We start from the raw sequence: 11,894 nt of genomic DNA, 5'->3' as shown, positions 1-11,894 counted from the left end.
GGGATTGGTGAGCTCGCATGTTGAGGTGTCGCGTATGCGGCGTGCGGATTCGGCGGCTGATTACTGACTGTGCCGGTAACGGTGGGCCAGCGCGGGTCGATGCGGCCCAACCACGCGTCCTGGCCGTCTGCCAGTGGCTGCTTCAGGGGGAAGTGGGAGGAACCGGCAGGCGAAGATGAGGCTGGCGTCGTCTCCGTCGCCGTGGACGTGGTGCTCCCAGGCATCGGGGTGTCTGCGGGTGCCTGGAGGTAGAAGAAGCCGGTTCGTCGTGGCTGCCCCGTGTCGGGGTGAGGCTTGTCCTCCACGGCGATCTGCCGGAGCACGGTGGCTGTCTGCAGATCGGTCTCCTCGGTGACCTCTCGAAGGACCGCTTCTTCGAGTTCTTCTCCTGAGTCGACTCCTCCCGCAGGAACCTGGGTGCCAGCTTCCGGCATACCGATGTGGTCGAACGCCAGGAGCTCGGGGACGGCGCGATGCTGGATCACGTATGCGGCGACACGGATTCTGGGTCGGGTCATCCCGGCATTGTCAGTCATCGGCGCCGTTCATGATCACTGGAGGCGTATCGGCTCCAGGTTCCGCCGGCCTCGGTGACCAGCCGATAGCAGGGTCCCTCGCACCCGCTGGGCAGCACGTCAGTGGAGTCGTTGCCGAGGGACAGCCGCAGCGGCGTGCTCTCCGTCTCCAGGGCGGTGCTCACTGCGGCGGCACGTGAGCGACGGCGGGCGGCACCAGCGCAACGACAGCAGCGCCCGAGGCGGCGTGTGCTAAATCCTGCTACCAGAGACGAGTTCGGACCCCGTGCGAGTCTTCCATGCGGGTGTACTCGTCTGACAGGCTCTCTTCGTTTTCGTCTGCTGCGCACTGCTGGAGCGTCTGTGAAGAGTCCCTATGGATCTGTGTTCAATCTCTTTGGAGACACGTTCGGCAAGTGTTCCGGCTGCCAAGGCGAGCATCCACTCTGGCCTGCACGTAAGCATCACCTCGACTGGAATGCCACGGGTCACGACCCAGACGCCGTCAGGGTAGCTCTGGAGGCCTTGGCAGCTGCCGCGGACGGATCGCCTGAGTGCAATGTTCCGCTCCTCACGGTCCAGGTGTGGGCCGTCTACCAGACGATGGCTGACATGCGTATGGGACCGATTGCCCGGCGGTCGTACCGCAAACGGCGTGAGAGCGGGAAAGATTCGATGCTCGCGCAGGAGACCATATTGTTTGCTTTTTTCGCGATGACGCTGCAATGGTCGTTCCAGTACGCAGAGCGTTTGGATAAACGTCCGGACAAGGTGTTGGAGTATGTTACGGACACAGCAAATGCGACCGCAGCGTCCCTCCCGGATCTTCACCGGAAAGCTGCTGAATCAATGCTGGTAGCCGCAGTGCAAAATGCCTCCGAGCACGGTGAGGGGCTTGACGGCCTGGTCTCTGCTCTAGGGCTCAGTTGCCGGATGCTGGAGAAACTGTCACTGCGCTTGCCTGGCGACCGCAACAGTAATCAAGTCGGCATCCTGCTGGCGGCGGGAAACTACGCACTGTGCGCTGGCGCACTTCTCTCCAGACTCGACGAGACCTGACAGCTTACCTTCCCACAACTCCGGGGGCTGGCGGAGACTGCGAGTAGACGGTACAAGCGCGAGTATGCCCAATCTTAACCACTGCGGCGAGGTGCCCGCAGCCGCGTGCGGGGTGGCGTGGGGGCCGCCTGTCAGGGGCGCATTCCCAACTTGAGGAACGCTTCTCGGGCCTTCTCGTCGGCCATTGCTATGAGCCTCCTCCGCATGCCGTGGGTTTGAAAGTCCGCCTGCGACTTGCGCAGGAGGGAAGCGGCCTGCTCCGCTAGCTTGTATGCCGCTTCCAAAGCCTTAATGGTGTCCTTGGTGTATCGGTTGAACGGCAGAGCGCGACGCTCATTCGTGCGTGCAAGAATGCGGCGGATCTGTTTGTGCACGGTCTCCCGCTGGGCCGCCAGCTCGGCCGCGCGCTGGAGAGCGCGTGTGCCGGGCGCCGAGCTCCACCCGGACGTGGCGCCCAGGCGAGCCGACAGGTTTCGGGCCGTCGTGTTCAGCGGAAGGATATCGCCGGATGGCAGGATGGAGAGTAATGCGATGCCCCTCTCTTCGGCGAATTCAAAGGCTTTGTCCGTGTAGCCGCCAGATGAATAGAAGAGTAAGTGCTGGCCCAAATCCGCTACTCCCCGCAGTTCCCTCACCGGGCCGACGCTGATCGGCTGGCTGTGGTGCTTGACCTGGGCGACGGCGTGGTCGGCGATAACGTCAATACCCCCGTCAGCACCAGCGGCTGTCGTCCGTGCATCGAAGAAGCCAATACTGCGCATATGGTCGACGGCAGCGAGTTCGGCGTCCTGCCAGGTCCGGATGCTTCTTGGCCGGAATCCGCTTTCTTGTGCGCGCATCAACTCCGCGGGCGGAGGAAGGCGTGTCCGCCTACTTCCCTTCGATTCTGCTCCAGGAGTCGCAGACTCGGGGCTGTGCGGTCCATGCATGTGAGTAATTGGGGCGTCGCCGTCTTCCTTCGAGCTGGCGTCTATCAGCGTGCGAGCCACACGGGCGGACAAGGACTTGAGTTCGATCGGACCTTCGGGACCAGCCAGGACGACTGTCTCCGCGAGATTCCCATGACGCCCAAGAAGTAGAAGAGGGCGTCGTAGTTCCAGGTGCGTCATCTTGAAGGTGCCTCGCCACAGGAAGAGTCGCTGGCGGGTCAGCGCGCCCTGGTACCGGAGCGTGGTGAAGAGAAGATCGACCTGCTCGCCGGGCGCCAAGGACGTAAGCAACTGGTCGCCCTGCAGCGATTTGGCCAGCCAACCGCTGCCAGGGAGTGCAACAGACGTACGAGGATCGTGACGGAGACTGTTCACGAAAGCATTCTGGCATCAACTTCTCAGAGGGCATTTAGCGTGGGCGGATTGCCACTTATGACCTAGTAGGTTCCTCGCCAGGTTGGTGTGGTCTCGTCCGTTATGCGCTTGGCGAGGTTGTCGATCGACGCGAGGTGGATCATGGCTTCGGAGCTGGCGGCGAGGGTCTCGTAGTCGCGGGCGAGCCGGCGGTGCATCATGATCCAACCGATACTCCGTGAGGGGTTGCGGACAGCACGGACCGGGCCGCAGCGGACGATGCCGGCGGCCTTGGGATGGTCGATCGGATCAGGAAGGGGCGGGGGAGGGTCAGGTGTCGAGGACGGTGAAGGCGACGGAGGGGAAGCGGCGGCCGTTGACCTGGAGGGCGAGGGAGTAGGAGCCCGGTGAGACCTTCCACCGTGCGGTCGAGCGCAACGGGTGCGCCTTGACGAGCCGTAGTTCCTGGCCCGGCTTGGCCGTGGCGCGGCGCAGGAAGGACACCTTCTCCCGCGGCCGGCCGTTCTGACCCGTGGTGGCGATCACGATCATCACGTGGACCGGGGAGGTCGTGGTGGCGGTGAGAGCGGCGGAGAAGTCCAGGGTGTCGCCGTCACGGAGTTCGGTGCGCTCCAGGGTGAGCGGGGTGAGCGTGAGGGGCGCGTCGTGGGCGTAGCCGAACATGGCGTAGGCGGGCGGCCAGCCCTCCTTCAGCAGGTTGCGCAGGGCGTTCCGGGCGAGGGAGGCGAACTGCTCACCGGCGAGCCGGCCCGACTCCTTCCATCGCTGAAGGGTGGCCAGCACGAGGTCGGGTTGGGTGGCGGCGATGTCACCCAGGTGGTTGGCCACGGAGGTGCGGACGTAGAGGTGGGCGTCGTCGTAGAGGTGCTCGAGGACGGGCAGGCCCGCGTCTACGGGGAGCGTGATCCGCGGGGCCCAGGGCAGCAGGGGCCGGGTGGCCTCGCTCGCCAGCCGGCGGACCCGGAAGTCCTCGTTGCGGGTCCACGCGTCGACGGCCTTCATCGTCTCGTCGGGGAAGTCGGCGAGAAAGTGCCGCACCGGAAGCTCGGCGGAGAAGTAGCCCGTCATGCGGGCCAGCGCGGCGAGCGCCTGGTCCAGGTGCTCGGCGGTACGAAGGTAGCGGGAGACGTAGTCGGAGTGGGGCGCGTAGAGGTGCAGGCCGAAGTCGTTGGTCACACCGGCCGCCTCGGGCGTCGGCGGCAGGGAGCGCAGCAGGATGTCGAGCGCATCGGGGCCGGTGACCGGAAGGTGGGCGTGCAGGCCCTCGCTGGTCCGGGCGATCCGGGCGCCCAGCTCCAGCCGGGGAAGGTCCGCCATCACCGACGTCACGAAACCGTCGGCGTCGAACTCGGGGCAGACCGCTTGGACTTCGCGGCCGATGCGGGCGATGCGCTCGGCGTTGAGGGCGGTCTCTTTCAGGGGAACCTTCACGGTCATGGGCAAACCCTAGGGCCGGCTACGGGGGCAGACCTCGTGTTCTCGCCGCGGGTCATCCGGCGGCGTGAACGCGGGGCTTTCGGCTATCGGACGGCGGCGCGGTACAGCAGCCGGCGGTGGCGGGAGCTGTCGCAGGGGGAGGCGGTGTGAAGGGTGGCGAGGTTGTCCCACACGACCAGGTCGCCCTGCTTCCAGCGGTGGCTGTAGACGTACGGCGCGCTGGTCGTGTGCGCCAGCAGCTCGTCGAGCAGGGCCCGGCTCTCCTGCTCGGCGAGCCCGGTGATGCCGCTGATCACCATGGAACCGAGCAGCAGCGAGCGGGCGCCGGTGGCCGGGTGGGTCAGGACGAGCGGATGCTCGACCTCCGGGTGACCGGCCAGGCTCCCGGCCGCGACCGACGACTGGCCGCCGCCGGCCTGACTCTGCAGGACACCGAGCCACTCGGCGGAGTGCACCGCGCGCATCCCCTCGATCCGCTGCCGCATCGCCGGGGGAAGCCCGGCGTAGGCGCGGGTGGCGTCGGCGAAGCGGGTCTCGCCGCCCTCGCCGGGGGTGACGACCGAGTACAGCAGGGTGGCGGCGGTCAGCTGCGGCTTGAAGGAGTTGTCGGCGTGCCACTCCTCCTCCTGGTCGCCGTCGTAGATGCCGATCGGCGTGCCGTCCTGGTGGATGTTGGAGACGACGGTGAGGCCGGGGAATCCGGGGACGGTGTAGCGGCGGTCGGTGGCGGTGTCGACGGCGCCGAACAGGGAGGCGGCGGCGAGCAGGTCGGCGTGGTTGAGGTGCTGGCCGGGCAGGACCAGCACGCGGTGGCGGTGCAGGGCGTCGGTGAGAGCGCGCGCTGCGGCCGGGCCGGTCGTGCGGGCGAGGTCGGTCTCGGCGCGGGCGCCGAATCCGCCGGGCAGCGGGGTGATCGCAAGGTCCATCGTGCCTCCGGGCCGAGGGGCAGGCGGTTAGAACTGGGGGACTGGAGGAACGGGGTGATGTCGCGCAGCCCGGCGGCGGCAGCGCACAGCCGCTCGATGCCGATGCCGAGGCCGGCGGTGTCCGCGGGTACGGCCCCGGCCTCGACGGCTTCCTGGGCGAGCCGCTGCTCGTCGTCGTGGAGGCCGACGGCCTTGGCGCGTTCGGTGAAGGCCTTTCGGTCCGTCTCGTCGGTGTAGCCGTGGACGAGTTCGATGCCGTCGACGATCAGTTCGAACCGCTCCAGGACGGCGGTGGTGCCGGGGGCCAGGCGGGCGCACGGCTCGTCGCCGCCGGGTGGGTAGTCGGTCAGGAACATCGCGCGGCCCGTGGTGCCGGCCTCGAGTTCGAGGGTGATGTAGCGGCCGAGGACGTCGCGGAACGGCTCGCCCGCGTCGGCGCCGATCCGGGCGGCCATGCGCGGGTGCAGGCCATCGATGGGCTCGGTGCGCAGGTCGATGCCGAACTTGTCGTGGACGTGGTCGGCGATCGAGACCCTCTCGGGGGCGTAGGAGGGCAGGTGCGGGCCGACCAGGCGCCAGGCGAGGCTGATCAGGTCCTCGAAGCCGAGGTGCGCGGCGTACAGGTCGAGCATCGTGAACTCGGCGGCGTGGAGGGCGTCCGGGGGCTCGGGCCGGAAGCACGGGCCGATCTCGTACACCCGCGGGAGGTCGGTGCTCACGTTGACGCGCAGCGCCGGGCCGATCATCGCGCGCAGGTACCGGCCTTCGTGGAGGCCGGCGGGTGCGCGGCGGCCGGGCCCGAGGTCGGCGCGGCGCGCGACGGGGGTGACGACCTCGGTGAAGCCCTCGTCGTGCAGCAGGGCCCGCAGGCCGCGCAGGACGTGGGCCTTGGCGCGGATGGGACCGGACAGTGCGGACATGCATGCGTCCTCTCAACTCGTCTACACAGGAAGGGAGTTGGTGAACCGGGTGCGGCCTGGGCGGCGCGGCCCCCTCGGAGCGCCTCAAGGTAGCCGCACGCCGCCGACGCACAGAAGACCGCGCACACCGGGCCGTTCGGCCGGTGCGCGGCAGGTGACCACGATTCCAGCGGCTCGCAGATGCGTTTTCCCAGGTCAGCGACAAGGCGGACGCAACGGATACGCAACGCCCCGGCGCACCTGGCGCAACGTCATGACCCGTTGCCGGTGCCCCTGGTGCGGCCCTAGCGTGATGGCACGGCCACTCGGCGCGACGGCTTCACCGGCGCCCTCGGCGCAGCGCCCGGCCGGCTTCTTCGAGCCGCGCTCATCTCTGGCTCGACCATCCGATTCACCACACGTGGCCGCGGCATGCCCGCGGCCCGAGAGGAGAGCACATGGACCACAGCCTGAAGCTCGGCATGCGCCCGGGCGCGGGCGTCAAGCTCGGCATGCGCCCCGGCGCGGACGCCGTGAAGCTCGGTCAGCGCCCGGGCGTCAAGCTCGGCATGCGCCCCGCCGCCGCCTGACCCCGATCGTCCTGATCGGCTGACGTGCTGCTGCCGGTGGGCGGGGCGCCCCGCCCCACCGGCAGCGGTTCACGGAAGGCCAATGTCCAGTTCCAGTCCAGTGATGTCCGGAGGAGAGCAGATGGGCAGGCCCAGCCGGTGGTCGGTACGCCGGCGCGAGAAGACACCGAGACGCACCCGGCACACGACCGGCGCGTCCGGCCCGGTCCGGCAGGCGCTGGGGCCGGAGCTGATCGGCAAGCTGGAGGGCCTGTGCGGCGCTCCGAGGGTCGGCCTGCGGGACGTCGCGTGCGATGTCAGCGCGATCGTCCTGGCGACGCTCGCCGGCTCCCTGGTCGGGCACGTCGTCGGGCCGCTGCTCGCGGTGCTGTACATCGGGGTGCGCCAGCGGCACCTGTCGAACCTGGCGCACGAGTGCGTCCACGCGAAACTGCTGGCCACCGCGCGCGGCAACCGAGTGGTGGGGTACCTGCTGACCGGGATGCTCGGCGAGGGGCTGCGGCCCTACCGGGCCACCCACGGGGTGCACCACGCGCAGTTGGGCACCGGGGACGATCCGATGTTCCAGTCGTACCGGGCCGGGCGCCTTCATACCGTCCGGGCACCGATGAGCCGGACCGGGTTCGTGCTGCGGGTGATCGTCAAGGCCGCGCTGTGGCGGCTGCCGACGTCGGCGCTTCAAGTGCTGGTGACCCGCGGCCCGCGGGAGAGCCGGTGGGCGCCGGCCACCCGCGCGGTGCTGTGGGCGGGCGTCGCTACCGTGTGCTGGTCCTTCGGCGTCCTCGGCGACCTGCTGCTGTACTGGCTGGTCCCGCTGGTGTTCGTGCGGCCGGTGGTCACCTGGATCACCGACCTCGGCAACCACGCCGGGCTGATCGAGAACCGCGACGATGTGCTGCTGCAGACCCGCGGCTGGTCCTCGCACTGGCTCACCCGGCACCTGCTCGGCGGCCACCTCGACGACATGTTCCACCCGGTGCACCACTGGTGCCCCAAGATCCCCTGGCGGCGCCTGCCCGAGGCCACCGCCCTCCTCTCCGAGCGCCTGGAGCGCTGGGACGAGGTGCCGTGGTGCTCCGGCTACTTCTTCCGCCGCCGCTCCACCCCCCAGGTGCCGTGCGTGATCGAAGACATCATCTCCCGCCTCACCTCCCAGCCCGCACCCCAGCAGGCCGTGGCCACCGAGCGTACGGCCGCCTGACCAATCCCTTCTCCCTGTCCAACGACCGGTCTGCCGCAGTGCCGTCCGGGCGGCACCCCGTGCCCGCCCGTGCCGCGCCGGACCCTGCCGCCGAGGAGGCGGCCACCCATGACCCATCCCCAGCTCAGTCCGCCCGCCAAGGGTGTGCACAGCTTCGACGACTTCACCCGGTTGCGCGAGGTCGTCGTCGGCCGCGCCGACCACTACACCGAGCACGACGCCGACCCGACCTGGCGGCTGTTCTACTTCGAGAACGTCGCCCCCCACCTGGCCGACGGACAGCGGCAGCTGTCGATCCCGCAGCAGATCGTCGACGAGCTGAACGAGGACGTCGCCGGCTTCGCCGACGCCCTCGCCGGCTGCGGAGTGCGTGTGCTGCGCCCCTCCGCGCCGGGCAAAAACGTCCAGGTGTCCTCCCCGTGGTGGAGCAGCGGCGCGACACCGCCGCTGAACGTCCGCGACAACGCGATCATCCTCGGGGAGACGATCGTGGAGACCGCTCCGCACATCCGCGGCCGGATCTTCGAGAACGACCACCTCAAGCCCCACTTCACCCGCTACTTCGAGCAGGGCGCGAACTGGCTGTCCATGCCGCGCCCCGCGCTCGCCGCCCGCTCCCTCGACACCGCCTACTTTGACCAGCAGGGCATCGACGTCGCCGCGGCGATGGCCGGCGAGGCCGCTCTGCCGATCGACGGCCTCGGCCTGGAGATGGTCTTCGACGGCGCGCAGTGCATCCGCCTGGGACGCGACGTGCTGGTCAACGTCGCCAACCACAACCACGAGCTCGCCTACCGGTGGCTGGCCCGCACCTTCCCCGACCTGCGCCTGCACCGGCTGCCGGGGATCGCCGACAACCACGTCGACTCCATCGTCGTCCCGCTGCGCCCGGGCCTGATGCTGCTGCGCTCCCCGCAGTACCTCCAGTTCCTGCCGGAGGCGATGCGCGGCTGGGAGGCGATCTACCCGCCGCCGAGCGCCGTGGCCGAGCAGGACTACGACGCGTTCGGGTTCGTGATCCCCACCGCGTCCCGGTACATCGACATCAACGTCCTGTCGATCGACGAGAACACGGTGGTCGTCAACTCCTTCTACCCGGAGCTGATCGAGCTGCTGGAGCAGCGCGGCTTCACCGTCGTCCCGGTCCGCCACCGCCACCGGCGGCTGTTCGGCGGCGGGCACCACTGCTTCACCCTCGACACCGTCCGCGACGGCGGCCTCGAGGACTACCTCGCGGCCTGAGCGCCCCGGTCCGCACCCCTACAAGTCCGTCCGGCCGCCACCCGCGCGGCCTGAACTCCAAGGAGTACCCGGCCATGAGCAGCAGTACCGGAGCGTGGCCCCCGCCCCGCGCCTTCTGGACCGACATCCTGCCCGAGAAGACCGCCAGCATGAGGCGCCCGTACCTGTTCAAGGGCGTCGTCCCCGCCTCGGCGGCGAACGCGGCCGCCGTCCTGGACGGCTTCGCCGCGATCCGCCGCGCCCACGCCGCCGAAGTGGAGATCACCGCGAACGCCCGCGTGTATGTGGGCGAGGAGCACCGCCCCGACCTGGTGGACAAGGTGCTGGCCGCCGACGGCTGGCCGGAGGGCGGCTTTCCTGCGTGGATGCAGGAGCAGGTCGGCGCCGAGCGGTTCAGCCTGGTCCTCAACACCCTGGAGAGCGTCAGCCCCCCGCTGGCAGCGGGACTGGGCGAGTTCGTCGGCGCGCTGATCGACGGCTGGGGCGTCCCGGCCGGCGGCGCTGAACTGGTCGCCTTCGTCGGCAACTACAGCGGGACCGCGTTCGGCGTCCACGAGGGCTACGAGAACGCCTTCCTCACCCACTACGGGCCCGGCACCAAGGACTTCTACTGCTGGCCGGCCGAGGAGTACCACAAGCTCACCGGCGGCAGCGACCCGCTGTACGGCGACTACACGTGGCTCCTGGAGCACGGCGAGCACTTCGCCCTGGAGCCCGGCGACGCGCTGTTCCTACCTGAGCGGGTCTTCCACGTCGGCCGGCAGAGCGAGTTCTCCGTCTCCGTCGCCATCCCCCTCTACACCTTCCCCGACGCCGCGATCGCCCGGGCCTGGATCGCGCCGGACCTCCTCGGCACCGTGCTGGCCAGCGAGCCGGACACCGATGCCGGCAGGCCGTCCCCGATGCATCCGCTGACCGCCGGCCCCGACGAGCTCGCGCGCCGCCTGAGCACGGTGACCGCCGCCGCGTTTGCCGCGGCCGCCGAGCAGGCGCCTGCCGCCGCCGAGCAGCACGCCCACCAGCGCTGGTACACCGTCCTCAGCAACGGCGGCTGGCAGCAGACCGAGAACGACCTCGCCCGCGACGAGGCCGCCGCATTCGCGGCCGCCTCCCTCGTGCCCGGCGCCAGCGTCGCGGTGCGCGCACCCTACCGGCTGATGGTCACCGGCGAGCAGGCGTTCCTCCGCGGCTGCGAGACGGCGGCCGACCCCGCCGTCCTCACCCCCGACCTGGTCGAGCGCCTCAACACCGGCCCGACCACCCTTCCCGACGACCCGAAGGTGATCGCCGCGATCCGCACGCTCGGCGCCACCGGCGGCCTGACCGTCACCACCACGCCCGAGGAGACCGAGTGACCACCACCGCACCCGCACCCATGCTCGAAAGCCGCAGCGGTACCAGCCTCGTCGAGGCGTATCTGAAGGCGAACCCGGAGACCCGCAGCTACCTCCACGCCACCCTCCAGGGCACCCGCACCAGCGGCGACGACCTCGTCGACAAGCACCTCAAGCCCATGATCGACACGATCTACCGGCAGATCCGCGCCCTGGTCGACCCCAGCACCCTCACCGCGGCCCAGGCCCGCATGTACATCGCCGAGCTCGCCGTCTTCGCCCGGCACAACGCCCAGTTCCTGCGCCTGGCCGCCCAGCAGGTCTACGGCTCCTGCCCCGCCCTCGGGCACGAGTTCGACCGCAACTTCCTGGAGGAGGGCGGCGAGCCCGGCAAGGTCCCCGCCCACTACATCCTCTACACCCGTGCGCTGCTCGCCGACCTCGGCCTGCTCGTCAACGGTCACGTCCCCGCCGACGAGACCGCCAAGCTCGTCCTCCAGCACCAGGTACTCGTGAACTCCCACATGACCGGCCTCATCGCCGGCGGCTACTACGCCACCGAGGGCGTCGCCGTCGCAGAGACCGAGATCCTGCGGGACATCACTGACCGGTACGGCGAGCTGACCATCGGGGCCAGCGGCGCGGAGCTGAAGAACCTGGACTATTACTACCGGCTTCACCTCGACGAGGGCCACGAGGCCGCCCAGGTCGGCGGCATGAGCGTGGAAGAGGCGCACATCGAGGGCCTGGCCCGGTTCATCCGTCAGAGTGACCTCTTCCACCTGGACCTGCCGCAGGCCCTGGAGGGCTTCCTGCAGATCTTCAACGCGATGGCACACTGGTGGACCCAACTGGCATACCTCGCAAGGGAATTGAACTAGTGTCCGAGACTGCCACCGCCACCGCCTCCGGCCCCGAGGTCCGCTCCGGCGGATGCCTGTGCGGGAGGGTCCGCTTCACCGTCACCGGCCCGGTGGACGACCCGCACATCTGCGCCTGCGCGCACTGCGCCAAGCGCTCCGGCGCGCCGTTCCAGTGGTGGCTCGGCTTCCCGATGGCCGGGCTGACGTGGACCGGCGCCGAGCCGACCTGGTTCGACACCCACCCCGGCAAGACCGCCCGCAGCTTCTGCGGCGCGTGCGGCAGCCACATCGCCGCCCGCGACCACGGCGACGACACGATCATCGGCATCCTCGCCACCGCCCTCGACCACCACGACAACGACCCGGCCCTGGTACCCACCAACCTGAACCGGCTCGCCGAGGCCGCCCCCTGGCTCGCCCAGTACGACAACCAGCCCGCGACGGCCGGCTGACCCCGGACCCTGCGGGGGCAGGCGCACCTGACAGCGCCCGCCCCCGCAGGCACCCCGCCACCGGGCCGTGCT

Annotated in this window: 11 protein-coding genes and 3 pseudogenes; 7 read left to right on the top strand and 7 right to left on the bottom strand. The window is 69.6% G+C overall.

From position 1 onward, the window contains the following. Nucleotides 1-80: 80 nt before the first annotated feature. Nucleotides 81-518, bottom strand: a pseudogene (locus WJ438_RS00480) (NUDIX domain-containing protein); the annotation flags it as partial. A gap of 14 nt (nt 519-532) precedes the next feature. Continuing rightward, entirely contained in the window at nt 533-700 is a 168-nt protein-coding gene (locus WJ438_RS00475) for a hypothetical protein (RefSeq protein ID WP_406723461.1), read from the bottom strand. Nucleotides 701-878: 178 nt separating this feature from the next. On the opposite strand from WJ438_RS00475, the gene WJ438_RS00470 reads away from it, so the two are divergent. Then, entirely contained in the window at nt 879-1,574 is a 696-nt protein-coding gene (locus WJ438_RS00470) for a hypothetical protein (RefSeq protein ID WP_406723460.1), read from the top strand. A 131-nt stretch (nt 1,575-1,705) separates the two neighbouring features. Here the strand turns inward: WJ438_RS00470 and WJ438_RS00465 are convergent, their stop codons facing one another. The 5 genes and pseudogenes from WJ438_RS00465 to WJ438_RS00445 form a co-directional block, all read right to left on the bottom strand. Further along, nucleotides 1,706-2,878 (bottom strand): restriction endonuclease, encoded by a 1,173-nt coding sequence (locus tag WJ438_RS00465; RefSeq protein ID WP_406723459.1) that lies wholly within the window; start codon nt 2,876-2,878, stop codon nt 1,706-1,708. Nucleotides 2,879-2,940: 62 nt separating this feature from the next. Beyond that, a pseudogene (locus WJ438_RS00460) lies at nt 2,941-3,096 on the bottom strand (IS5/IS1182 family transposase); the annotation flags it as partial. A 91-nt stretch (nt 3,097-3,187) separates the two neighbouring features. Then, nucleotides 3,188-4,315 carry a hypothetical protein gene (locus WJ438_RS00455; RefSeq protein ID WP_406723458.1) on the bottom strand — a complete coding sequence of 376 codons (1,128 nt, stop codon included), beginning with the start codon at nt 4,313-4,315 and terminating at the stop codon, nt 3,188-3,190. Nucleotides 4,316-4,398: 83 nt separating this feature from the next. Beyond that, entirely contained in the window at nt 4,399-5,241 is an 843-nt protein-coding gene (locus WJ438_RS00450) for a TauD/TfdA dioxygenase family protein (protein WP_406723457.1), read from the bottom strand. 113 nt (nt 5,242-5,354) lie between these two features. Continuing rightward, a pseudogene (locus WJ438_RS00445) lies at nt 5,355-6,161 on the bottom strand (amino acid--tRNA ligase-related protein); the annotation flags it as partial. Between the two features lie 437 nt (nt 6,162-6,598). Here WJ438_RS00445 and WJ438_RS00440 point away from each other — a divergent pair. From WJ438_RS00440 to WJ438_RS00415, 6 genes are all read left to right on the top strand, one after another. Further along, nucleotides 6,599-6,730, top strand: a complete 132-nt coding sequence (locus WJ438_RS00440) for a hypothetical protein (RefSeq protein WP_406723456.1) — start codon at nt 6,599-6,601, stop codon at nt 6,728-6,730. A gap of 121 nt (nt 6,731-6,851) precedes the next feature. Beyond that, nucleotides 6,852-7,931, top strand: coding sequence for a fatty acid desaturase family protein (locus tag WJ438_RS00435; protein ID WP_406723455.1), 1,080 nt, complete (start codon nt 6,852-6,854; stop codon nt 7,929-7,931). Nucleotides 7,932-8,039: 108 nt separating this feature from the next. Then, nucleotides 8,040-9,173, top strand: a complete 1,134-nt coding sequence (locus WJ438_RS00430; RefSeq protein ID WP_406723454.1) for an inosamine-phosphate amidinotransferase 1 — start codon at nt 8,040-8,042, stop codon at nt 9,171-9,173. A gap of 74 nt (nt 9,174-9,247) precedes the next feature. Beyond that, entirely contained in the window at nt 9,248-10,528 is a 1,281-nt protein-coding gene (locus tag WJ438_RS00425; protein ID WP_406723453.1) for a hypothetical protein, read from the top strand. After that, the gene (locus WJ438_RS00420) at nt 10,525-11,388 is read left to right on the top strand and encodes a DUF3865 domain-containing protein (RefSeq protein WP_406723452.1); all 864 of its coding nucleotides are present in this window, start codon (nt 10,525-10,527) and stop codon (nt 11,386-11,388) included. Before WJ438_RS00425 ends, WJ438_RS00420 begins: the two co-directional genes overlap by 4 nt. Beyond that, on the top strand, nt 11,388-11,822 hold the full coding sequence (locus tag WJ438_RS00415; protein WP_406723451.1) for a GFA family protein: 435 nt from the start codon (nt 11,388-11,390) through the stop codon (nt 11,820-11,822). The genes WJ438_RS00420 and WJ438_RS00415 overlap by 1 nt, the downstream gene beginning before the upstream one ends. Nucleotides 11,823-11,894 lie beyond the last annotated feature (72 nt).

The organism is Streptomyces sp. GD-15H (genome assembly GCF_045291515.1).
Classification (GTDB): Bacteria; Actinomycetota; Actinomycetes; order Streptomycetales; family Streptomycetaceae; genus Streptomyces.
Note: the sequence above shows the minus strand (reverse complement) of the source record. Positions and strands in the feature narration are given on the sequence as shown.